Origin of the sequence: Leifsonia shinshuensis, assembly GCF_022606355.1 — a bacterium.
GTDB lineage: Bacteria > Actinomycetota > Actinomycetes > Actinomycetales > Microbacteriaceae > Leifsonia > Leifsonia shinshuensis_B.
On record NZ_JAHHZQ010000003.1, the window covers coordinates 642,452 to 664,555 of the forward strand.

19 protein-coding genes are annotated in these 22,104 nt (G+C 71.3%); 11 read left to right on the forward strand and 8 right to left on the reverse strand.

Translation table 11 applies throughout. The annotated features are described in order from the left end of the window. The first annotated feature begins 79 nt into the window (after positions 1 to 79). Positions 80 to 652 (forward strand): RNA polymerase sigma factor, encoded by a 573-nt coding sequence (locus tag KNO15_RS14565; RefSeq protein WP_241704493.1) that lies wholly within the window; start codon positions 80 to 82, stop codon positions 650 to 652. 112 nt (positions 653 to 764) lie between these two features. After that, positions 765 to 1,163, forward strand: coding sequence for a RidA family protein (locus tag KNO15_RS14570; RefSeq protein ID WP_241704494.1), 399 nt, complete (start codon positions 765 to 767; stop codon positions 1,161 to 1,163). Positions 1,164 to 1,254: 91 nt separating this feature from the next. On the opposite strand, the gene KNO15_RS14575 is transcribed toward KNO15_RS14570, so the two are convergent. Further along, the gene (locus tag KNO15_RS14575) at positions 1,255 to 1,428 is read right to left on the reverse strand and encodes a CsbD family protein (protein ID WP_241704495.1); all 174 of its coding nucleotides are present in this window, start codon (positions 1,426 to 1,428) and stop codon (positions 1,255 to 1,257) included. A 171-nt stretch (positions 1,429 to 1,599) separates the two neighbouring features. On the opposite strand from KNO15_RS14575, the gene treY reads away from it, so the two are divergent. After that, on the forward strand, positions 1,600 to 3,945 hold the full coding sequence (gene treY / locus KNO15_RS14580) for a malto-oligosyltrehalose synthase (protein ID WP_241704496.1): 2,346 nt from the start codon (positions 1,600 to 1,602) through the stop codon (positions 3,943 to 3,945). Further along, positions 3,942 to 5,807, forward strand: a complete 1,866-nt coding sequence (treZ, locus tag KNO15_RS14585) for a malto-oligosyltrehalose trehalohydrolase (RefSeq protein ID WP_241704497.1) — start codon at positions 3,942 to 3,944, stop codon at positions 5,805 to 5,807. The genes treY and treZ overlap by 4 nt, the downstream gene beginning before the upstream one ends. A 9-nt stretch (positions 5,808 to 5,816) precedes the next feature. Here the strand turns inward: treZ and KNO15_RS14590 are convergent, their stop codons facing one another. After that, positions 5,817 to 6,917, reverse strand: a complete 1,101-nt coding sequence (locus KNO15_RS14590) for a YdcF family protein (RefSeq protein ID WP_241704498.1) — start codon at positions 6,915 to 6,917, stop codon at positions 5,817 to 5,819. 209 nt (positions 6,918 to 7,126) lie between these two features. Here KNO15_RS14590 and glgX point away from each other — a divergent pair, with 209 nt between their 5' ends. Both glgX and KNO15_RS14600 read left to right on the forward strand, forming a co-directional pair. Beyond that, a complete protein-coding gene (glgX, locus tag KNO15_RS14595) occupies positions 7,127 to 9,169 on the forward strand; it encodes a glycogen debranching protein GlgX (RefSeq protein WP_374113173.1) in 2,043 nt (680 codons plus the stop codon). Further along, complete coding sequence (locus KNO15_RS14600) at positions 9,166 to 10,029, forward strand: serine/threonine-protein kinase (RefSeq protein WP_374113174.1); 864 nt, start codon at positions 9,166 to 9,168, stop codon at positions 10,027 to 10,029. Before glgX ends, KNO15_RS14600 begins: the two co-directional genes overlap by 4 nt. Before the next feature lie 11 nt (positions 10,030 to 10,040). Here the strand turns inward: KNO15_RS14600 and KNO15_RS14605 are convergent, their stop codons facing one another. Genes KNO15_RS14605 through KNO15_RS14615 form a run of 3 tightly spaced genes read right to left on the reverse strand, consistent with a single transcriptional unit; the run spans position 10,041 to position 13,251 of the window. Next, positions 10,041 to 10,826 (reverse strand): carbon-nitrogen hydrolase family protein, encoded by a 786-nt coding sequence (locus tag KNO15_RS14605; protein WP_241704499.1) that lies wholly within the window; start codon positions 10,824 to 10,826, stop codon positions 10,041 to 10,043. 2 nt (positions 10,827 to 10,828) lie between these two features. Next, positions 10,829 to 12,298: an APC family permease gene (locus KNO15_RS14610; protein ID WP_241704500.1), complete on the reverse strand. Its 1,470-nt coding sequence runs from the start codon at positions 12,296 to 12,298 to the stop codon at positions 10,829 to 10,831. A gap of 11 nt (positions 12,299 to 12,309) precedes the next feature. Further along, positions 12,310 to 13,251 (reverse strand): carbon-nitrogen hydrolase family protein, encoded by a 942-nt coding sequence (locus KNO15_RS14615; RefSeq protein WP_241704501.1) that lies wholly within the window; start codon positions 13,249 to 13,251, stop codon positions 12,310 to 12,312. Positions 13,252 to 13,359: 108 nt separating this feature from the next. Between KNO15_RS14615 and KNO15_RS14620 the strand changes: the two genes are divergently transcribed. Further along, positions 13,360 to 14,118 carry a FadR/GntR family transcriptional regulator gene (locus tag KNO15_RS14620; protein WP_241704502.1) on the forward strand — a complete coding sequence of 253 codons (759 nt, stop codon included), beginning with the start codon at positions 13,360 to 13,362 and terminating at the stop codon, positions 14,116 to 14,118. Positions 14,119 to 14,197: 79 nt separating this feature from the next. Here KNO15_RS14620 and acs read toward each other — a convergent pair whose 3' ends face one another. Then, the gene (gene acs / locus KNO15_RS14625; RefSeq protein WP_241704503.1) at positions 14,198 to 16,180 is read right to left on the reverse strand and encodes an acetate--CoA ligase; all 1,983 of its coding nucleotides are present in this window, start codon (positions 16,178 to 16,180) and stop codon (positions 14,198 to 14,200) included. A 159-nt stretch (positions 16,181 to 16,339) separates the two neighbouring features. On the opposite strand from acs, the gene KNO15_RS14630 reads away from it, so the two are divergent. Both KNO15_RS14630 and KNO15_RS14635 read left to right on the forward strand, forming a co-directional pair. Then, complete coding sequence (locus tag KNO15_RS14630) at positions 16,340 to 17,350, forward strand: PHP domain-containing protein (protein WP_241704504.1); 1,011 nt, start codon at positions 16,340 to 16,342, stop codon at positions 17,348 to 17,350. A 159-nt stretch (positions 17,351 to 17,509) separates the two neighbouring features. After that, positions 17,510 to 18,913 carry an APC family permease gene (locus tag KNO15_RS14635; protein WP_241704505.1) on the forward strand — a complete coding sequence of 468 codons (1,404 nt, stop codon included), beginning with the start codon at positions 17,510 to 17,512 and terminating at the stop codon, positions 18,911 to 18,913. A gap of 36 nt (positions 18,914 to 18,949) precedes the next feature. On the opposite strand, the gene KNO15_RS14640 is transcribed toward KNO15_RS14635, so the two are convergent. Beyond that, positions 18,950 to 19,678 (reverse strand): hypothetical protein, encoded by a 729-nt coding sequence (locus KNO15_RS14640; protein ID WP_241704506.1) that lies wholly within the window; start codon positions 19,676 to 19,678, stop codon positions 18,950 to 18,952. Between the two features lie 68 nt (positions 19,679 to 19,746). Continuing rightward, positions 19,747 to 20,523 carry a COG4705 family protein gene (locus KNO15_RS14645; RefSeq protein WP_241704507.1) on the reverse strand — a complete coding sequence of 259 codons (777 nt, stop codon included), beginning with the start codon at positions 20,521 to 20,523 and terminating at the stop codon, positions 19,747 to 19,749. A gap of 144 nt (positions 20,524 to 20,667) precedes the next feature. On the opposite strand from KNO15_RS14645, the gene KNO15_RS14650 reads away from it, so the two are divergent. Together KNO15_RS14650 and KNO15_RS14655 are read left to right on the forward strand one after the other, a co-directional pair. Further along, positions 20,668 to 21,411 (forward strand): phosphatase PAP2 family protein, encoded by a 744-nt coding sequence (locus KNO15_RS14650; RefSeq protein WP_241704508.1) that lies wholly within the window; start codon positions 20,668 to 20,670, stop codon positions 21,409 to 21,411. 10 nt (positions 21,412 to 21,421) lie between these two features. Continuing rightward, entirely contained in the window at positions 21,422 to 22,087 is a 666-nt protein-coding gene (locus KNO15_RS14655) for a response regulator transcription factor (RefSeq protein WP_241704509.1), read from the forward strand. Positions 22,088 to 22,104: the final 17 nt, after the last annotated feature.

A 22,104-nucleotide genomic window follows, 5' to 3' on the forward strand; every position in this document is an offset into this window, starting at 1 on the left:
TCGGTCCTCTTCTCGGACCCCCATCCCGACATCGAGTGCGTACGGCCCGACACCAGGCCGCCGCCCTCCGAGGAACATCATGCTCAGCATCATCCCCAGCACCACTCGGCTCGGTCAACTCACGGACGAGGAGCTGATCCAACTCACCCGCGACGGCGACGACCGGGCGTTCGGCGAGATCTGGCGACGGCACGCGGCCGTCGGGGCAGCCATCGCACGGCGCATCACGACCCGCATCGACTCGGCCGATCTGGTGTCGGAGGCTTTCGCCCGGATGCTCCAGGCGGTGCGCAACGGCGCAGGCCCGAAGACGGCCGTGCGCAGCTACCTCGCCACGACGATCCGCTCGGTGGCGGCATCGTGGGGGCGCAACCTCCGTCCGACCCTCGACCTCGACGAGGCCCACGAGGTCGGCTTCACCGACGACCGCTTCGACGCGCTCGACGAGAGCGACCGCCACGAAGCGGCCGTCACCGCCTTCAAATCCCTCCCCGAGCGGTGGCAGCGCGCGCTCTGGTACTCCGAGGTGGAAGGCCGGTCGAACGCCGAGATCGGCGAGCTCCTGCACATCAAGACCACCGCAGCCGCGATGCTCGCCTCCCGAGCGCGCGCCGGCCTCCGCAAGGCCTGGTATGCGGGTGAAGCCGCCTGAGCCTGCGCGATCGGTGCCCGGCTGCAGGTATCGCCCGGCCGTCGGCGTATGCCGGCCCACCGGCGGATGCCGCCCCTGGCGGCCGACCCGCGACCCCTGCCACGATGGCGCCATGGCCGTAACGTTCCTGCAACCACCCGGACTCGTGCACAGTCCCGCCTTCAGCCACGTCGCCGTCGTGCCACCCGGCGCGACGACCATCTACCTCGGCGGTCAGAACGGCGTCGACGAGACCGGTGCCGTCGTCTCGCCCGACGCAGGCGCGCAAGCCGCCCGCGCCCTCGACAACGCGGAGGTCGCACTGGCCGCGGCCGGCGCCTCGCTCGACGACGTCGTGCAGTGGTTCGTCACCCTCGACGTCGGGGCCGATCTCGGCGCCGCCTACGGGGCGATCGCCCCGCGGCTGGCCAGGGAGGGCGCCCCTCCGCTGGTCTCGGCTTCACGCGCCGCCGGCCTCGGTGTGCGAGGGGCGCTCATCGAGATCAGCGCGATCGCCGCCCTCACGGCCTGAGCCCCTCGGGGCCCGGCGTCGGCGCGGCGCCGGCCGCACGGACGACGCCCCCGCCGACGTGGAACGAGGCGGGGGCGATTTCCGGAACGGGTCAGTGCTTGAAGGCGTCCTTCACCTTCTCTGCGGCGTTCTTGAGGTCGGCCTTCACCTGGTCGCCCTTGCCCTCGGCTTCGAGTCGCTCGTCACCGGTCGCCTTGCCCGCCGTCTCCTTGGCCTTGCCGCCCGCGCTCTCGGCGGCGTTCCCGATCTTGTCGTCGAGTCCCATCGTCGTCCCCTTTCGTCTGTGTGACCCGACGCTCCCACCGTCCGGGGAGGCCGTCCAGGCTGCACGCCCTGCCCGAAAAATCAATCCCCCACAGCCGAGCCGGTCGGCCAGTTGTCCACCGATCTGTCCAGCCCCTTCCTGACGCGGTCGGCGCGCGAAAGAATCCACGGTGTGAGCAACGACGTACCGACAAGCACCTACCGCCTCCAGATCACACCCGACTTCACACTGCGGGATGCCGCGCAGACCCTCGACTACCTGCACCGGCTCGGCGTCGGCGCCGTCTACCTCTCTCCGCTGCTCCAAGCCGCCTCCGGGTCCGCCCACGGCTACGACGTGGTCGACCCCACGAGGGTCGATGCGTCACGGGGCGGTCCCGAGGCTCTGCGCGAGTTCTCGGACGCCGCTCACGCGCGTGGCCTCGACGTGATCGTCGACATCGTGCCCAACCACCTGGGCGTCGCCGTGCCGCACGAGAACCCGTGGTGGTGGGACGTGCTGCGGCTCGGGCGCGATTCCGCGTACGCCGGCTTCTTCGACATCGATTGGGAGTTCGGGGGCGGCCGGTTGCGCATCCCGGTGCTGGGCGACGGTCCGGACGAGCTGTCGGCCTTGCGCGTGGAGGGCGCAGAGCTGCGGTACCACGAGCACCGCTTCCCGCTCGCGCCCGGCACAGAGCTCGGCGCGGCTCCGGCGGTGCACGATCGGCAGCACTACGAGCTGATCTCGTGGCGACGGGCCGATGCTGAGCTGAACTATCGGCGGTTCTTCGCGGTGAACACGCTCGCGGGAGTGCGCGTCGAAGATCCGCAGGTCTTCGACGCGACCCACGCCGAGATCGGCCGCTGGCTGCGGGAGGGGCTCGTCGACGGCCTGCGCGTCGACCATCCGGACGGGTTGCGCGACCCCGGCGACTACCTGGTGCGGCTCGCCGCCCTCGCGGGCACGCGCCCGGTCTGGGTCGAGAAGATCCTCGAAGGCGACGAGCGGATCCCGGAGTGGCCGATCGCCGGCACCACCGGCTACGACGCTCTCGGCGTCGTCGACAGAGTCTTCGTCGACCCGGCGGGCGAAGAGCCGCTGACGGCCCTCGCCGAGGAGCACGACGGACGCGAAGAGAGCCGCGACTGGGCCGGGCTGGTGCACCGCCGCAAGCGAGCCGTCGCCGACGGCATCCTGCGCTCCGAAGTGCTGCGTGTGGCCCGGGAGGTTGGGGCCGGTGCTCCGGGCGGCGACGACGAGGTCGGCGTCGACGACGTCGGCGTCGACGATGTCGCCGATGCCGTCGCCGAGCTCGCCGCGGCCTTCCCCGTGTATCGGAGCTACCTCCCGTTCGGCGCAGACCACCTCGCGGCGGCGCACGAGACCGCGGCAGCGGGCCGTCCCGACCTCGCGGAGACGCTGGCCCACGTCGTCGACCGGTTCGTCCCCGACGGCGAAGGGCGGCTGTCCTCAGCGTCTGCGCGCTTCCAGCAGACGAGCGGGGCGGTCATGGCCAAGGGCGTGGAGGACAACGCCTTCTACCGGTACACGCGGCTGACCTCCCTCACCGAGGTCGGCGGAGACCCGTCGGAGTTCGCCCTCTCTGTGGCCGATTTCCACCGTCTCCAGCAGCAGCGCCTCACCGGCCTCCCGCGGTCGCTCACCGCGCTGAGCACCCACGACACCAAACGCAGCGAGGACACCCGGGCGAGGATCGCCGTCCTGGCGGAGATCCCCGAGCGCTGGGCACGGTTCCTCGGCGCCGTGCGCACACGGGTCGGCCTGGGCGACGGCACGCTCGAGAACCTGCTGTGGCAGTCGATCGTCGGCGCCTGGCCGGCGTCGCGCGAGCGGCTGCACGCCTACGCGCTCAAGGCCGCGCGGGAGGCCGGGGCGAGCACCGGCTGGAGCGATCCCGATCCGCTCTTCGAAGGCGCTCTCGCCGACCTCGTCGACGCCGCGTTCGACGATGCGCGGGTCGCGGCGGAGGTAGAGGCGATCGCGGCCGTGGTGGCGGCCCCGGGGGCGAGCAACGGGCTCGGAGCCAAGCTGCTCCAGCTGCTGGCACCGGGAGTTCCCGACGTCTACCAGGGCTCGGAGCGCTGGGAGCGTTCGCTCGTCGACCCGGACAACCGCCGCCCCGTCGAGTTCGACGCGGCCGCCGGCCTGCTCGCACATCTCGACGAAGGCCGGCTGCCCGCGATCGACTCGTCCGGCGCCGCGAAGCTGCTGGTGACCTCGCGCGCGCTGCGCCTGCGGCGCGATCGCCCCGAGCTGTTCACCGGCTACCGACCGGTGCTCGCGGACGGGCCGCGCTCGGACCATCTGGTCGCGTTCGACCGGGGAGGGGCGTTCGCCCTCGCGACACGGCTGCCGGTCGGGCTGGCGGGCGAGGGAGGCTGGGGCGACACCGTGCTGGACGTCGGGTCGTCAGCCCTCCGCGACGAGCTGACCGGGCGGACGGTGAGCGGGCGGGTTCAGGTGGAGCAGCTCTTCGACCGCTACCCCGTCGCACTGTTGGCGGTGACGCGATGACGGAGGCTCTTCCGGCGCGCACCTTTCCGGCGCGCACCTTCCCGGCGCGCACCTTCCCGGTCTGGGCTCCCGACGCCGGGTCCGTGTCGGTCGAGGTCGGTGGGCGGGGACGGCATGCGCTGCACCGCGTCGACGGCGGCTGGTGGCGTCTGCCGACCCCGCTCGAGGCAGGCCCGGACGCCCTCGACTACGGTTTCGTCATCGACGGCGCCGGTCCGTACCCCGACCCGCGCTCACGACGCCAGCCCGACGGGGTGCACGCGCTCAGCCGCGAGTGGAGTCCCGCCGGCCACGCGTGGCGTGACGAATCCTGGCGCTCCGACTCGCTCGTCGGCCGGGTGATCTACGAGCTGCACATCGGCACCTTCACACCGGAGGGGACGCTCGACGCCGCCGCAACGTGTCTCGACCAGCTGGTCGACCTCGGAGTCGAGGCCGTCGAGCTTCTGCCCGTCAACGCGTTCAACGGGACGCACGGCTGGGGCTACGACGGTGTGCTCTGGTTCGCCGTGCACGAGCCGTACGGCGGCCCGGACGCCTACCAGCGGTTCGTCGACGCGTGCCACGCGCACGGCATCGCCGTGATCCAGGACGTCGTGTACAACCACCTCGGCCCGAGCGGAAACTACCTGCCGGTGTACGGCCCCTACCTGAGCGACGGACGCACCACGTGGGGCGCGTCCGTCAACCTCGACGGGCCGCGATCAGACGAGGTGCGTCGGCTCATCCTCGACGACGCGGCGTTCTGGCTGGACGACATGCACGTCGACGGGCTGCGCCTCGACGCCGTCCACGCGCTGCACGACAGCAGCGCCGAGCACATCCTGGAGGCCCTCGCCCGACAGGCGGCCGGCATCCGGGAACGCACGGGCCGGGCGGCGACGCTCATCGCCGAGAGCGACCTCAACGACCCCCGGCTGATCCGCGAGCGCCGCAGACACGGCTTCGGCCTCGACGCCCAGTGGGACGACGACGTGCACCACGCCGTCCACGCCAACCTCACCGGCGAGACCAGCGGCTACTACGCCGACTTCGCAGCGCCGGAGTCGCTCGTCGCGGTCTTCGAGCGCGGCTTCTTCCACGACGGCGGCTACTCCAGCTTCCGCGAGCGCCATCACGGCCGCCCGCTCGACGCCGAGATCCCGTTCACCCGCCTGGTCGCGTTCAGCCAGGACCACGACCAGATCGGCAACCGTGCGAGAGGCGACCGTCTGACGGCGACGCTCGGCGACGGCGCGCTCGCGGTGGCGGCGGCGCTCGTCCTCCTCGGCCCGTTCACGCCGATGCTGTTCATGGGCGAGGAGTGGGGCGCGACCACGCCGTGGCCGTTCTTCAGCTCGCACCCGGAGCCGGAGCTCGCGGAGGCGACGCGCACCGGCCGGATCGCCGAGTTCGCGCGCATGGGCTGGGACCCGGCCGTGGTGCCCGACCCCCAAGACCCGGCCACGTTCGAGAGCGCGCGGCTACGGTGGGGCGAGCGCGACGAGGCTGGGCACGCACAGTTGCTCGCCTGGTACCGCCGCCTGATCGAACTGCGCAGGGAGATCCCGGCCGAGGCCAGGGCGACAGCGGTGTCCTGCGTCGACGGCGTCTTCCGCTTCTCGCGGGGTGGGCTGAAGGTGGAGGCGGCGCTGCGCGGGGCCGGACTCGCCTCCGAAGGGTCGAGCGGATCCGGCACGCAGGCGAGCGAGCGCGCGGAAGCCGGTCCGGGGGCGGGCTCGGGGGCGGGCAGCGAGCCGGCTGCGCCGCGCGGTCCGGGGGCGGCAGGCGCGCTGACGGCGCCGTCCGGTCCGGGGGCGGGGGCACGCCGACCGGCGGTCGTGATCGCGGCGTTCGGGGACGCCGTCCGCGTCAGCCGATGACCGGTCGGCTCACGGCCCGGCGGCCAGCCACACCACTGCGCCGGCGCCGAGCCCCGCCAGCACGCAGAGCGCCACCGCCACGGCCAGGATGCGCCGGAACATCACCGCCACGGCGGCGAACTCCCGCAGTGTCGCCGAGGGGACGAAGTAGCGTGCGGTCTTCGCGCCCGTCGCCGCGGCGGCCAGTCCGACGCGGCGTGCGAGCATCGCCGAGCGCAGCACGTGGTAGTCGCTGGTCACGATCAGGACGCGCGAACCCGGCAGGCGGGACTCGGCGATCACGCGCGAGAACAGCAGGTTCTGCTCGGTGTTCGTCGCCTCCGTCTCCGCCAGCACCCGGTCGGCCGGCACGCCGGCGTCCCGGAGGTACTCGGCCATCGCCTCGCCCTCCGAGCGCGGTTCATCGCTTCCGCGGCCTCCCGTCGGGATCAGCACGCAGTCCTCCCCCATCGAGTCTCGATCCGCCGTCGAGTCCCGATCCCCCGTCGAGCTCCGGGAGGAGTACAGCGCGATGGCGCGGTCGAGCCGAGAGCCCAGCAGGGGCGGCACCCGGCCGTCGACGAGACCCGCGCCGAGCACGACGATCGCGTCGTAGTCTCCGTCGCGCGCACGCCGGTAGACCACCCCGTAGACCAGGAAGAGCACGAAGAAGGAGGCGACGTACGTCGAAACGAGCCCGACGACCACGATGGACGCGATGAGGACGGCACGCAGGACGACCTCGTCGTGCGTCGAGAACAACGCCGACAGCGCGAGGAACGCCACCACCGGCACCGCCAGGAGCGCGATCCCCGCGATCAGCGAGAGCCCGTTCCCGAGACTCCGGCGCTCCGAGCGGAGCATCCGTACACCGTTGGCGATCAGGTAGCCGGCAAGGACCAGGATCCCCAGCGGCAACAGCGCGAGCGGGATCGTGAAGACGAAGAAGGTCGGGAGCGTCCCGTCCAGCCCGGCCAGCACGGCCAGCACGGCCAGCACCGAATCGATCGTGAAGTACGCGCCGAACGCCGCGACCACGCCGATGCTGAGGCGCCGGTTGTCCACCCGCCACATGCGCACGGCGACCGCGAAGAAGGCGAGGGCCGCAGGCACGGTGAAGAGCAGGGCCATCAGTGCACCCTAACGCAGCGGCGAATAGCGGTCCGCCCCTCGTCTGTCAACCGCTTCCCGGGGCCGGGCCGTCCCGGGTAGCCTGTCGATCTATCGATCGGAGGCACCGTGCCCGAGCCCTGCCCCCAGCCCCGCGCGCCGCGCAGCCACCGCACTCACCACCCGCGCCGCGGGCAACGTCCGGACCCCCAGCTGCCACGGACGCGCCCGTGAGCGGCGACGGATCGCTCCCGTATCCGCTCGGCCTCACCCTCGTCGAGGGCGGCGCCAACGTCGCCGTCTACAGCGAGAACGCCGACGCCGTCTTCGTCTCCCTCTTCGACGCGCGCGGACGTGAGACGCGCACCGAACTGCGCCAGCGGACCGGGCACGTCTTCCACGGCTTCGTCGCCGGGCTCGTGCCCGGCACCCGGTACGGCCTCCGCGTCGCCGGCCCCTGGGATCCGGCCGAGGGCCTCCGCTTCTCCGCCGCCAAGGTGCTGCTTCCCCCGCACACCCGCGCCGTCACCGGGTCGTGGGACAACACCCAAGCCGTCTTCGGCCACCAGCTCGGTCGCCCGCGGCGACGCAGCGACACCAACGGAGCACGTCACGTCGCCCTCGGCATCGCCGTCGACCGCCAGGAGTTCGACTGGGGCGACCACGCGCGCCCGCGCATCCCGCTCAGTGAGACCGTGATCTACGAGACGCACGTCAAGGGCTTCACCAAGCTCATGGAGTGGGTCCCGGAGGAGTTCCGCGGCACCTACGCCGGCCTCGCCCACCCCGCGGCGGTCGACTACCTCAAGAACCTCGGCGTCACCGCGGTCGAACTGCTGCCCGTCCACCAGTTCGTGCAGGACGCGCACCTGATCGAGAGGGGTCTCCGCAATTACTGGGGCTACAACTCCATCGGGTTCTTCGCCCCGCACAACGAGTACGCGGCGACGGGCGACACCGGCCACCAGGTCGACGAGTTCAAGGGGATGGTGAAGGCGCTGCACGCCGCCGGCCTCGAGGTCATCCTCGATGTGGTCTACAACCACACGGCTGAGGGCAACGACCTCGGTCCGACGTACAGCCTCAAGGGGATCGACAACCCCTCCTACTACCGGCTCGTCGAGGGCGACCGCGCCCACTACTTCGACACGACCGGAACCGGCAACAGCGTCAACGTCAGCCACCCGGCCGCCCTGCAGCTGATCATGGACTCGCTGCGGTACTGGGTTGAGGACTACCACATCGACGGGTTCCGGTTCGATCTGGCCACGACGCTCACCCGCCAGGGCGGCGACGCGAGCCTGCACAGCGCCTTCCTCACCCTCATCCAACAGGACCCGACGCTCGCCAAGGTCAAGCTGATCGCCGAGCCCTGGGACGTCGCCGGCTACCAGCTGGGCGGCTTCCCCGCCGACTGGTCGGAGTGGAACGGCACATTCCGCGACGACGTGCGCGACTACTGGCGAGGCACGCCCGGCGTGCTCGCGACCCTGTCGCAGCGCGTCCTCGGAAGCCCGGACATCTACGAGGACTCGCGCCGCGCACCGCTCTCGAGCGTCAACTTCGTCACCGCACACGACGGCTTCACGCTCGCCGACCTCACCAGCTACACCGAGAAGCACAACGAGGCGAACGGCGAAGACAACCGCGACGGCGAATCCGACAACCGCTCCGACAACTACGGTGTGGAGGGGCCGACCGACGACGAGGGGATCCTCGCCTTCCGCACCCGGCAGCGCAAGAACCTCCTGGCCACCGTGCTGCTGTCGGCCGGCGTGCCGATGATCCTCGGCGGCGACGAGATCGGCCGTACCCAGCAGGGCAACAACAACGCGTACTGCCAGGACAACGAGATCTCCTGGTACGACTGGCAGAACGCCGACTGGGACCTGCACGAGTTCACGTCGGCGCTCATCCGGCTGCGCCGGGCGGAGCCGGCGCTGCGGCCCGAGTGGTACCGCCACGCACCCGACGTGGGCGGACCCGACACCGTGCTGATCGTGCGCGCCGACGGTGAGCCGTTCGCCGACGCCGACTGGTCCGACATCGAGGCGCGTTCGATCGCGTTCGTGCTCATGCACGAGGGCGCCGACGCGTTCCTCCTGCTGCTGAACGCGGCAAGGAACGGCGTCGAGTTCGTCCTCCCCGACCCGCCCGGAGGCCACTGGGCGCTCGAACTGAGCAGCGATCCCGACCTCGCCCTGAACGACGGCGAGAGCGTCATCGTCGGCGAGACCGCCTTCGCGCTGTTCCGATCGGCGGTGGCCTCGTGAGCGAGCACGCCGTCCCGGCACTGCTGGGCCGCTACCGCCCGCAGACCCTCATCGGTCGCGGCGGGGAGGCGAGCATCTTCAAGGCGACGGACGAGATCCTCGACAGGGAGGTCGCGATCAAGCTCTACCGCTCGGGCGGTGAGGACGAGATGGCGCAGTACCGGACGGAGCAGACTGCCCTGGCCCGGCTGAGCCACCACGGCATCGTCTCGCTGATCGATGCCGGCATCGACTACTCGGCGCCGAACGACCCGCGACCGTTCCTGGTCATGGAGCTGGTGTCGGGAAGCGACCTCGCCACGACCCTCGGCCAGCGCGCGCTGACCACAGAGGAGATCGCGGAGGTCGCGTACGACCTGGCCGAAGCGCTGGAGTACGTGCACGCGAACGGGGTCGTGCACCGCGACATCAAGCCGTCGAATGTGATGCTGGTCACCTACGGCACCACCACGTTCCGGGCCAGAGCGCGCCTGACCGACTTCGGTATCGCCGGCGGCATCCTGGCCTCGGATCAGACCGAGGCGGAGGGCAAGACCACGACCGGCACGGCCGCGTACCTGAGTCCGGAGCAGGCGTCGCTCAGGACGGCGACGCCCGCCAGCGATGTCTATTCGCTCGGGTTGGTGCTGCTGGAGTGCTTCACGCACGAGGTCACCTTCCCGGGCGAAGCCGTCGAGGCGGCGCTCGCCCGGCTGACGGTCGACCCGCCCGTTCCGGACGACCTCCCCGGCGAGTGGACCACGCTGCTGCGCGCGATGACCGCCCGCGACCCGTCCGCCAGGCCGACCACGGCCCAGCTCACCCCGGCCTTCCGCGAGGCGATCATGGCCGCCGCCTCCACCACTCCCACCACCCCCTGACGCGACGTGGCTCACAGCCTCCGGAGGCGGAGGGCGGGGTCGCGGTCGCGGGCGGCGGTGGCCTCGGCGGGGTCGACGTCGGCGACCAGGACAGTGGGAGTGCCCTCGGCCTCGACGCGCAGGTCGCCGTGCGGGTCGGCGAGCAGGCTGTGGCCGACGGAGATCGGCTCCGCGTGGGACACGGCCGCGGCGAAGCAGCCGTTCTCGATCGCCCGCGCCATCGCCAAGGTGCGCCACTGCTCCACTTTGTACGGGCCGGGCACCCACGACGAGCAGACCGCGAGCAGGTCGGCGCCGGCATCGACGAGCGCGCGACCGAGCTCGGGGAACCGGAGGTCGTAGCAGGTCATCAGGCCGACGGTCACCCCGGCCGCCTCGAAGACGACGGGCACCGGCTGGGGCGCGGGCGCGATCCACTCCGACTCGCGGAATCCGAACGAGTCGAAGAGGTGGATCTTGCGATAGCGGGCGAGCAGGCGGCCGTCGGTCCCGAAGGCCGCGAGCGTGTTGAACGGCCGCGGGTCGCCCGTGTCGTCCGAGCGCTCGACCATCCCCGCCACGACCGTAATACGGCGGGAGGCCGCCAGCTCGGCGACCGCGCTGCCGAAGCGGCCGTCGAGCGGCTCGGCGACTCCGGCGAAGCTGGCATCGACCATCTTCTTCTCGTACATCGCGTACTCCGGCAGCAGCACCAGTTCCGCTCCCCGGTCCGCCGCGCGCGCGACGGCGTCGCCGACAGCCCGGAGGTTGCCTGCGACGTCGTCGTCCGACGCGAGTTGGGCGAGGGCGAGCCGCATCCTTACTCCGGGGCCCGGGCGGAGGCCGGCGTGGAGCCGGAGGCCGGGGCGGAGGCGGCCGCCTGCTCGGCGGGCGCGGTCACCCGGTCGGCAGGCGGAGCGTCCGCGACCTCCCCGTCGGCCTCGTCGTAGGCGATCTCGGGCGGCAGCTGACGGAAGCCCTTCGTCACGATCGCCAGCACGATGATGCCCAGCACGAGCCAGCTGAGACCCAGGACGATGGCGTTGATGTCGAGCCGCGTCAGCAGGTAGCCGGTGACGATCGCCCCGACCGCCGGGAGCACCACGTACAGGACCACGTTGTGGCGGTGGCCCGCCCTCCGCTGGCGGAAGTAGTACACGATCACCGACACGTTCACCATCGTGAAGGCGACGAAGGCGCCGAAGTTGATGAACGACGTGGAAGTCGCGACGTCGAGGAACATCGCCACCAACCCGACGACGCCGATGATCACCAGGTTGACGACGGGCGAGCGGAACCGTCGGCTGAGCTCGCCGAAGACCTTGCGGGGCAGCGCGCCGTCACGTCCCATCGCGAACATCAGCCGCGCGGCGGAGGCCTGCGCAGCGAGCCCGGAGGCGAACTGCGCGACGACGAGACCCGCGATGAAGATCGAGCCGAAGATGTTGCCGCCGATGGTGATGGCGATATCGAACGCGGCCGAGGACGCGTCGTGGAACTGGCCTCCGGGGTGCACGAGCTGTGTCGTGTACGAGACCAGGATGAAGATGACCCCGCCGATCAGGGCGATCAGCAGGATGGCCCGCGGGACCGTCTTGCGCGGCTCGATCGTCTCCTCGGTGAACGTCGTCACCGCGTCGAACCCGAGGAACGAGTACGCCGCGATCGCCGCGCCCGCGGTCACGCCCTGGAACGTCGCCGTCGAGTTCAGGAACGGCCCGGCCGAGAACAGCCCGGCCGCTCCCTGGTTCGCCACGACCGACCCGATCGACAGGCCGACGAACACCACGATGACCAGCACCTGGAACGCCATCAGGATGTAGTTCGTGCGGTCGGCCACCTTGATGCCGAGGATGTTCAGCAGTGTGGTGACGATGATGAATCCGAGGATCCACACCCATCCCGGCACGGCAGGGAACTGCGCCTCCAGGTAGGCCGCGCCGATCAGCCAGATCACCATCGGCAGGAACAGGTAGTCGAGCAGCACCGCCCAGCCCACGAGGAACCCGACGCGCGGGTCGATCGTGCGGCGCACGTACGTGTAGGCCGAGCCCGCCACCGGGTAGGCGGCGGCCATCCTCCCGTAGCTGGAGGCGGTGAACAGCATCGCGACCAGCGCGACCAGATAGGCGGAGGCGCTCGCGCCCCCGGTGGTCTCGGCCACGACGCCGAAGATCCCGAGGACGATCAGCGGCGTCATGTAGGCCAGGCCGAAGAGGACGAGCGACGGGAGGCGGAGGGTCCGGGCCAGCGACGGCTGGGCGGAGGCGGGAGCAGGAGCAGTGGACATGCCGGGATCCTTCACAGGAGAGGCTGACGGGAGGGGGTGGAGCTCGCGGGGGTGGGACGGGATTGCTCGGCCGGTGCTGCGGCCGATGGCGTGGCCCGCACCCGCCAGGTCGCCGGGTCGATCCGGCCGGCGTAGAGCGGGAGCGGGATCGCCGCATCGCCCGGACGGAACTGCGACCACATGCGGTTGACGCCGGCGGTGCCGTGCTCCCGCACGCGGGTGACCTGGTCGAGATCCAGCGGCACGGCGAGGACGGTCTCGCCGTCCCCGTGCGACTCCGCGAGCACGGCGCCCTCGGGGTCGACGACGATGGAGCGGCCACGGCCGACGGGGCCGGCCGTGTTGACGCTCACGGTGAAGACCTGGTTGGTGATCGAGTTCGCCCGCGCGAGCACGACCTCCTGTTCGCGGTCGGGCGTCGTCGTCTTCACGACGTTCACGATCACCTCGGCGCCGAGCCAGGCGAGGTGCCTGCTGACCTCCGGGAACCAGGCGTCGTAGCAGATGTCCAGCCCGACGATGCTGCCGTCGAGGCCGAAGACCACGAACCGGTCGCCGGGCACGTACGGCTCGTAGGGGCGCCACGGGAAGATCTTGCGGTAGCTCGCGGCGAGCTCGCCGTTCGGAGCGAACGCCAGTGCGGTGTTGAAGAGCTCGCCCTGTGGCCCGCGCTCGCAGATGCTGCCGGGCACCAGCCAGACGCCCGCGTCGGCGGCGATCGTGCCGAGCCGGCGCACCAGCTCGCCGTCGAGCGGTACGGCGGACGCTTCGAGCGCATGGGTGCGCTCGTGCTCGGGCAGCTGGTCGGCGCCGAAGAGGTGGAGCTCGGGGTAGACGACGAGCTGTGCGCCGTCGGCGGCGTGCCTGGCGACGTCCGCCGCGAACGGCGCGAGGTCGGCGCCGATCGTGCGGGGCGCGGTCTGGACGCCGGCGACGGTCAGGTGACCCGGCATGGCGGACCTCCATTGGTCGGGGACGGGTGGGGGGAAGTGCTGGGAAACAAAATAGATCAATATGATCGAATTTGTCCACCCCTGGCTCGCATCCCTATGCTGGAGGCCATGACCGGCGACGCCCCCGGCACGCTCAAGCACACGGCCGTGCCCGCACTGACGGGTCCGGCCGTGGCCGGGATCACCCGGCTCTCCGCGGTCGACACGGTGCGCGCGCGCATCGCGCTCGCGGTGGAGTTGCGGCTGCTCGCGCCCGGGGAGCAGCTCCCGAGCGACGCCGACGTCGCCGCGGCGCTCGACGTCAGCGAGATCACCGCGCGGCGGGCGATCAAGAGCCTGGCCGAGGAAGGTCTGCTGCGGCGGGTGCGCGGCCGCTCGGGCGGAACGTTCGTGGCCGAGCGCGCCCCCGCCGCGGGGACCGGCGCCGGGTCAGCCGTGCAGGCGTACCGCGCCGACGCGAGCGAGGTCCACCGGCTCATCGACCAGCGCCTGCTCGACGAGACCAGCCTGACCCACCTGGCCGCGGTCTCCGCGACCGACGACGACCTCGCCGAACTGGATGCCGCTGTCGCCGCCGCCGCGTCCGCCCAGAACTGGACGGACTACCACGCCGCCGACGAGCGGTTCCACCTGGCGGTGGCGCGTGCGGCCAGCCGGCCCGCGCTCGTGGAGGTGTACGAGGCGACGCTGCGCCGGCTGTACGCGTACTTCATCCCGTATCCGATCGCCTACCTCCACGAGGTCAACGACGAGCACGCGGCGCTCGCGGCGGCCATCCGCCGCCGCGACCCGGTGGCAGCCGTCGCCCTCGCCGAGCGCCACGTGTCCGTCCTCCACGACACCATGTTCGTCGGCCTCGAGCACTGAGCCCTCCTCCACTGCCGAGGGGCACGTTGTTGTCCCTTTCGGCGCGCGAAAGGGACAACAACGTGCCCTTCGGTGGAGGTCAGCGAGGTGCCGCAGCGAGGGTGGCGGCGATCCGGGCGGGGACGGTGTCGTCCTGGAGGGAGGTGGTGTCGCCGAGGGGGCGACGCTCGAACAGGTCGACGAGCAGGCGGCGCATGATCTTGCCTGAGCGGGTTTTCGGGAGGTCGTCGACGACCACGAGGTGCCGCGGTTTCGCGATCGCGCCGATGGCCCTGGCGACCTGGTCGCGCAGCTCGGCGGCCTCCGGGACACCGCCGGCCGGGATCACGAACGCCGCGACCGCCTGCCCGGTCGTCGCATCCCCGACGCCGACCACGGCGGCCTCCGCCACCGACGGATGCGCGACCAGGGCCGACTCGATCTCGATCGTCGAGAGCCGGTGACCCGACACGTTGATGACGTCGTCGAGCCTCCCCAGCAGCCAGAGGTAGCCGTCGTCGTCGATCGCGGCGCCATCGCCCGCGACGAAGTAGCCGCGTTCGGCGAACTGCCGCCAGTAGGAGTCGCGGTAGCGCTCCGGATCGCCCCAGACCGTGCGCGACATCGCCGGCCAGGTCCCGTCGATGACGATGGAACCGCCCGACCCCCGCGCGACGTCCTCGCCGCGCTCGTCGACGACGCGCACGGTCACGCCCGGCACGGCCACGGTCGCCGAGCCCGGCTTCAACGCGGTCACGCCCGGCAGCGGCGCGACGATCGCCGCACCCGACTCGGACTGCCACCAGGTGTCGACCACCGGGGCGCGGCCGGCGCCGAGCTGGTCGCGGAACCAGACCCACACCTCCGGGTTGATGGCCTCCCCCACCGTCCCGAGCAGCCGGATGCTCGAGAGATCCCAGTCGCCGGCTGCGGCCAGACCGTCGGGGAACCAGCTCATGAAGGTGCGGATGAGCGTCGGGGCCGTGTAGTAGGTGGTCACGCCGTAGCGCTCGATGATCTCGAAGTGCCGGCCGGTCGTGGGGGTGTTCGGGGTGCCCTCGTAGATGACGGAGGTCGCGCCGTTGGAGAGCGGGCCGTACAGCACATAGGTGTGAGCCGTCACCCAGGCGAGGTCGGCGGTGCACCAGTAGACGTCGTCCGGCTTGGCGTCGAAGAGTGCCCAGTGACTCCAGGAGGCCTGCGTGAGGTAGCCGCCCGTCGTGTGCACGACGCCCTTCGGCCGGCCGGTCGTGCCCGACGTGTAGATGATGAAGAGCGGGGTCTCCGCGTCGAAGAACTCCGGCTCGTGGGTGCTCGCCGCGGTGTCGACGGCGTCGTGCCACCAGACGTCGCGGCCCGGAGTCCACGGGATGTCGGGCGTCAGGTCGCCCGTGCGGCGCACCACGAGCACGTGCTCGATCGCGTTGTCGCCCGCGACGGCGGCGTCGGCCTGCGCCTTCACCGGCACCGCTGCCCCGCGCCGGAACTGACCGTCGGAGGTGACCAGGAGCTTCGCCCCGGTGTCCTCCACCCGGAAGCGCAGCGCCTCCGCCGAGAACCCGCCGAAGACGAGCGAGTGGATGGCACCGATGCGCGCGATCGCGAGCGTGATGACGACGGTCTCCGGGATGACGGGGAGGTACACGACGACGCGGTCGCCCTTTCCCACGCCGAGCGCGGTGAGCGCGTTGGCCGCACAGGCCACGCGGCGCTGCAGGTCGGCGTAGGTGATCGTCTCCCTGTCGCCCGGCTCGCCCTCGAACTGCAGGGCGACGCGGTCGCCGTCTCCGGCGTCGACGTGCCGGTCGACGCAGTTGACCGCGGCGTTCAGGCGGCCGCCCGCGAACCACTCGGCGCGCGGGATGCTGAGCTCGCCGTCCTCCCCGGGCGTCGCCGGCGCCCAGGTGTGCGCGGTGTGCCACGGCTCGGCCCAGTCGAGGCGGGCCGCCTGCTGCTCCCAGAAGGCGACGGGATCAGCGGCCTGGTCGAACACCTCCCGGCCGGCGTTCGCCTGCGCGGCGAACTCCGGGCTCGGCTCGTACAGGCGCGTCTCGCGGCCCAGGTTCTCGATCGCGCTGCTCACCTGCACGACGCTACCGGCGCCGCCGCCCGCGCCAGCGCCCTCCCGTAACCCCTCGTAACGCCATCGCTTCCTCACTTCCTCCCGCGACGCGCCGCTCCGAAGCGGGAGAAAGTGAGGAAGCGATGGCTGCCCGCGCGGGGAGGGGGGAGGATGAGGGGCATGGATCCGGTCGCAGCCCTCAACGAGATCGCTTTCTGGCTCGAGCGCGAGCTCGCGCCCTCCTTCAAGGTGCAGGCGTTCCGCAGGGCCGCCGCCATCATCGCTCCGCTCGGCGCGGACGAGGTCGCTGCGCGGGTCGCCGACGGGCGGCTCAAGCGCACCAAGGGGATCGGCGACCGCACCTTCCAGGTGATCTCGCAGTCCGTCGACGGGGAGGTCCCCGACTACCTCGCCGACCTGCGCGAGCGCAACGCCGAGCCGCTGGATGCCGGCGGCGCCGAGCTGCGCTCCCAGCTGCGCGGCGACCTGCACAGCCACACCGAATGGTCGGACGGCACCGTCCCGATCGAGGTGATGGCGGCCGCCGCAGCCACGCTGGGCCGCGAGTATCAGGCGATCACCGACCACTCCCCCACGCTCACGGTCGCGAGCGGGCTGAGCGCGGAGCGGCTCACCGAACAGCTCGACATCATCGCCGGCCTCGACACCGGCAGCGTGACCCTGCTCACCGGGATCGAGGTCGACATCCTCGAAGACGGCGCGCTCGACCAGACGCCCGAGCTGCTCAGCAGGCTCGACGTCGTCGTCGCGAGCGTGCACTCCAAACTGCGCGCCGACAGCCGCACGATGACGGCGCGCATGCTCGGCGGCATCCGCGCTCCGCACACGAACGTGCTCGGCCACGTCACGGGCAGGCTCGTCCAGGGCTCGCGCGGCACCCGTCCGCCGAGCGAGTTCGACGCCGACGCCGTGTTCGCCGCGTGCGCCGAGAACGGTGTGGCCGTCGAGATCAACTCCCGGCCGGAGCGGCAGGATCCCCCCGACGAGCTCATCCAGCGCGCGCTCGACGCGGGTTGCCTCTTCTCGATCGACACCGACGCGCACGCGCCGGGGCAGCTCGACTTCCTGGCCTACGGTGCGGCCCGCGCGGCCGCCAACGGCGTGCCCGCCGAGCGGATCGTGACGACCTGGCCGCTGCCCAAGCTGCGGGAGTGGCTCGCGAAGGGCTGAACCTCCCGACTATCGATTTCGGCATTGAAAGCGCCGAAACGGCACGTATTCCGCGGCGAATGTCGCACTTCTGCTATGAGATCAGTCGTTCTCGATTCGGATTTCGTCGAGAGTCGGCCTACTATGGCGGGCGTCCCCGACTGCAGCGAAGGAGCTCGCGTGTCCTCCAACCCCGCCCCCACCGCACTGCGACGGTCCCTCGGCCTCTGGGCGATCGTCGGCCTCGGCCTCGGCTACATGACCCCGATGACAGTGTTCGACACCTTCGGGATCGTCACAGGCGAGACCAACGGCGTCGTGCCGTCGGCGTACCTGTTCGCGCTCGTCGCGATGGTGTTCACCGCCATCAGCTACGGCCGGATGACGCGCGTGTTCCCTTCCGCGGGATCGGCCTACACCTACGCGTCGGAGACCATCCACCCGAACGTCGGCTTCCTGGTCGGCTGGTCGTCGCTGCTCGACTACCTGCTGCTGCCGCTGGTGAACGCGCTGATCGTGCGCCTCTACCTCGAGTCGTTCTTCCCGCAGGTGCCCGGCTGGATCTGGGTCGTCGTCTACGTGGCGGCGATCACGGCGATGAACCTGTTCAGCATGTCGTCGACCTCCCGGGTCAACGGCATCCTGGTGGCGTTCCAGATCGTCCTCATCGCCGTGTTCGTCGCACTGACCTGGACGGCCCTGAACGCCGGCGAGGGCAACGGGACCGCCTTCAGCCTGGCCCCGCTGTTCCATTCGGGCGTGCACCTGGGCGCGGTGATCGGAGGCGCGACGGTCGTCTGCTTCTCGTTCATCGGGTTCGACGCGATCACGATGTACACCGAGGAGGCGAAGGACACCAAGACAGTTCCCAAGGCCATCGTCCTGGCGCTCATGATCGGCGGCGCGATCTTCTTCGTGGCCGCCTGGTTCGCGCAGTCGCGGTTCCCGACGCTCGCGGGGTTCAGCTTCACCGACGACACCCTGCCCGAGATCGCGCTCAAGACCGGCGGCCTGTTCTTCCAGATCCTGTTCATCTCGGCGGCGGTCGCCGCGGCGGTGGCCTCCAGCCTCGCCTCGCACGCCAGCGTCTCGCGCATGATCTACGTCATGGCCCGCAACGGCCGCGGACGCGTCTCGCGCTCGCTCTCGTATGTTCACCCGAAGTTCCGCACGCCGGCCACGGCCGTGCTGCTCGTCGGCGCGGTCTCGCTGCTCGCCGCCGCGTTCACGCTGGAGTTCGTCTCGTCGATGATCAACTTCGGCGCGCTCATCGCCTTCACCGTCGTCAACGCGACGGTCATCATCCACTTCGCGATCCGGCGCAAGCAGTTCCGCGGCGCCAAGCAGGTCGTGCGCAACATCGTGCTCCCGGCCATCGGGATGCTGCTGACCGGCGTGCTGTGGACCAACCTCCACTTCGACGCGCTGACCTACGGCCTCATCTGGCTGACGATCGGGATCATCACGCTGCTCGTGCTGACCCGCGCCTTCCGCCGCCGTCTCGGCGTGGCCCTCGACGACGATGGCGAGGGCGACCCGGCGATCGTCACCCGCGAGGGCGCGCCGATCGACTCCACGCGCTGACCCGTTCCGCCGAGGGCGTTCTGGCCTCGGCTCCGCTCAGTAGCCCCAGGCGGAGGCGGGGGCCTGGACGATCTGCACGGGGGCGGTGCTCCAGTGGGCGCCGTTGGCGTAGTGGCTGGACGCCCACGGGGACGCCCAGATCGCCGAGGCTGTCGCGTCGGCGCTGGTGCCGGCGTCGAGGCCGGCGACGATCCCCGGGTACCCGCGCTGCAGGTTCTCTGCGCAGTACTTCGCGGCCGTCACGAGATCCGGGTAGCTGCCGAGACCGGCGCCTCCCCCGGAGCCGTAGCCGTTGTTGAGAGGATTGTTACGATTCCACCAGTCCGGCGGCCCGTTCTCCTGCCGCATCCAGCGGAGCAGGACCGTCACATTGGCGTCGGTCGCCTGCCAGCCGCCGAACATGAGCACCAGCTTGGCCCACGACTCGTTCGTGCCGATGCGGGCGAGGCCCTGGATGCTGTCGGTCGCGCCGAGCGAGTCCCTGTCGACCACCGGCGCGCCGATCGTCGCGTCCACGTAGATGTGCTGATCCGGCGGCGACGCCGGCGCCAGCTCGGCCTCCGGAACGCTGAAGACCGTGGCCGCCAGCGCGGCGTCCGTCGGAACGATCGAGAACCCGCAGACCAGCGCGATCACGGCGAGGGAGACGCCCAGGCGGTGATGCAGCGGCAGCCGCAGCACCGGCTTCGGCCGCGATGGCACGGCGGCGCGGCGGCCCGCCGAGCGGCGGCCGCGTGTGCGAGGGGGGACGGATGCGGGCGGCATACCCGACCGAGAGTACCAGCGCTCCGCCCGAGCGGAAGCTGGAGATCTCTGTCCGAGGGGCACGCGCGTCACGCGGCGGGCGAGGCCTCGGGGGCGGAGGCACGGGACCGGTCGGCCGGGTCGGCGGGGCGACGCGCGGTCATCACGATCACGCAGACCACGATCCCGGCGAACAGCACCAGACTGACCGGGCCGGGACCGAGATCCAGACCGCCGCGCGCGTGCGAGACCGCGAGCCAGTCCGAGATCGACGCCCCGAACGGGCGGGTCAGGACATACGAGGTCCAGAAGGCGGCGGTCGCGCCCATCCCCCACCACCGGAACGCGGCGCCGGGGATGGCGAACAGCACTCCGAACAGGATGCCGGAGGCCAGATAGCCGAGCCCGAACGTCGTCGCCGTCAGGTCACCGACGGCGGTACCCAGCGCGAAGGTGGCGAGCACGGCGCACCAGTAGAAGAACTCCCGCGCCCGCGTGTCGATGTGGTGCACGGAGAGTGTGCGCTGCGAGCGGTACCAAACCAGGAACACAGCGGCGAGGACGATCGCGAAGAACACGGTCGACACGTAGTACGGAACGCCGATGACGATGTGGAGGACGTCCGCGACCATGGTGCCGAAGACGGCGACCATCAGCACGGTCAGCCAGTACACCCACGGGATGTACCTGCGCACCGCGAATTGCAGGGCGAGGGCGGCGGCGAAGACGACGAAGGCCGCGATCACGGCGACCACGGGGTCGTAGTTCTTGACCAGATAGTCGGAGGTCGTCTCCCCCATCGCCGTGGTGAGCAGTTTCGTGACCCAGAACAGCGCGGTGACCGCCGGAACCTTGTTGCGGAGCATCCCGCCAGCATCGCGCTGCGCCTCTCAGAATCCTCTGAGAGGTGGGCGCTGAGAGGTGGGCGCTGAGAGCCGGGCGCCGCGCGCATCCTTAGCGGCATCTGGGGAGCCGCGGCGCACTGTGGGAGGTCGAGGAGAGGACAGCCTTTGACCGCCACCCTGAACCGCCGGCCCGGAACGCCCGGAACGCCCGCCCCGAATCGCACGCCGAGCGCGGCCAACGCGACCGCGCGTGCGATCGTCCTTCCGCTGTGCGTCATCCTCCTGCTCGTGCTGGGCGGCCTCGCGATCGCGTCGTCTCCGGCCGTCACCGCAGGCGACCTCGCCGTCATCCGGGCGATCGAGGCCGCACGCATCCCGTTCCTCGACGCAGTCGCGCTCGCCGACTCCGTCGTCTTCTCCCCGGCCGGCGCGCTCATCATCGTGGCGGCCGTCTCGGCGTTCGCCTGGTTCGGGCAGCGGAGGCCGGGCGCCGCCGTCGCGTTCGCGGCCCTCGCGCTGATCCCGTGGCTCGGCAGCACGGTCGTCAAGGACGTCGTGCGTCGTCCGCGCCCGCTGTCGGCCGACCTCCCGCATCACGTGCTCACCGACACCGGCTTCAGCTTCCCGAGCGGGCACACCAGCTTCGCGGTCGCGCTCGGTCTCGCGCTGCTGATCGTGTTCGGGCGCGGGCGGCTGCGGCGACCGCTGCTCGCGTTCGCCATCGCCGCGCCCCTGCTGACGGCGTTCTCGCGGGTGTACCTGGGCGTGCACAATCCGAGCGACGTGCTCGCCTCGCTGGTCTATGCCACCGCCGCTGTCCTCCTCGTGCTCGCGCTGCTGCGGCGGTTCGCACCGGCACCGGTCGCGTCGGCCGTCGCGGTGCGGGCGTCCCGAACGGGCGGGAGCTAGGGTGAGCGATATGGAGGCCACCCGACTGCGCGTGCTGCTGGTCGAAGACGATCCGCGCCTCGGCCCGCTCATCGAGCAGGTGCTCTCCGAGACGTACGACGTCACGCTCGTGGCCGACGGCGAGAGCGGGCTCCTGCACGGCCTCGACGGCCGCTTCGACGCGCTGATCGTCGACCGCCGGCTCCCCGGGATCGACGGCGCGACCCTGGTCGGCAAGCTGCGCGACGGCCGCGTCGTCGCCCCCATCATCATGCTGACCGCGCTCGGCGCCGTGCGCGACCGGGTCGAGGGGCTGGATGCCGGCGCCAACGACTATCTGGTGAAGCCGTTCGAGTTCGACGAGCTGCTGGCGCGGTTGCGCGCGTTGACCCGCACCTTCAGCGGGGAGGGCAGGGAGCTGCCGGTCGGCGAGTGGCGGTTCTACCCCGAGAGCCGCAGCATCTACTCGCCGTACGAGGGCCGCATCCAGCTGACTGCGCGCGAGTCGGACCTGCTGCGGCTGCTGGCGGAGAGCCCGTTGCGCACGTTCTCTCGCGCGCACATCCTGGAGGCCGTGTTCGAGGCGGACGAGCAGCCCGGCACTGTCGACACCTACGTGCACTACCTGCGGCGCAAGACCGACCCCGACCTCATCGCGACGGTGCGGGGCGAGGGCTACCGGCTGGGGCAGCTGTGACCCGGGAGTGGTCATGA

What these genes read in the sequence shown, in the direction of transcription:
- KNO15_RS14565 (WP_241704493.1), top strand. Translation starts at nt 80, where the DNA reads ATGCTCAGCATCATCCCCAGCACCACTCGGCTCGGTCAACTCACGGAC.
- KNO15_RS14570 (WP_241704494.1), top strand. Translation starts at nt 765, where the DNA reads ATGGCCGTAACGTTCCTGCAACCACCCGGACTCGTGCACAGTCCCGCC.
- KNO15_RS14575 (WP_241704495.1), bottom strand. Translation starts at nt 1,428, where the DNA reads ATGGGACTCGACGACAAGATCGGGAACGCCGCCGAGAGCGCGGGCGGC.
- treZ (WP_241704497.1), top strand. Translation starts at nt 3,942, where the DNA reads ATGACGGAGGCTCTTCCGGCGCGCACCTTTCCGGCGCGCACCTTCCCG.
- KNO15_RS14590 (WP_241704498.1), bottom strand. Translation starts at nt 6,917, where the DNA reads ATGGCCCTGCTCTTCACCGTGCCTGCGGCCCTCGCCTTCTTCGCGGTC.
- KNO15_RS14605 (WP_241704499.1), bottom strand. Translation starts at nt 10,826, where the DNA reads ATGCGGCTCGCCCTCGCCCAACTCGCGTCGGACGACGACGTCGCAGGC.
- KNO15_RS14610 (WP_241704500.1), bottom strand. Translation starts at nt 12,298, where the DNA reads ATGTCCACTGCTCCTGCTCCCGCCTCCGCCCAGCCGTCGCTGGCCCGG.
- KNO15_RS14615 (WP_241704501.1), bottom strand. Translation starts at nt 13,251, where the DNA reads ATGCCGGGTCACCTGACCGTCGCCGGCGTCCAGACCGCGCCCCGCACG.
- KNO15_RS14620 (WP_241704502.1), top strand. Translation starts at nt 13,360, where the DNA reads ATGACCGGCGACGCCCCCGGCACGCTCAAGCACACGGCCGTGCCCGCA.
- KNO15_RS14630 (WP_241704504.1), top strand. Translation starts at nt 16,340, where the DNA reads ATGGATCCGGTCGCAGCCCTCAACGAGATCGCTTTCTGGCTCGAGCGC.
- KNO15_RS14640 (WP_241704506.1), bottom strand. Translation starts at nt 19,678, where the DNA reads ATGCCGCCCGCATCCGTCCCCCCTCGCACACGCGGCCGCCGCTCGGCG.
- KNO15_RS14645 (WP_241704507.1), bottom strand. Translation starts at nt 20,523, where the DNA reads ATGCTCCGCAACAAGGTTCCGGCGGTCACCGCGCTGTTCTGGGTCACG.
- KNO15_RS14655 (WP_241704509.1), top strand. Translation starts at nt 21,422, where the DNA reads ATGGAGGCCACCCGACTGCGCGTGCTGCTGGTCGAAGACGATCCGCGC.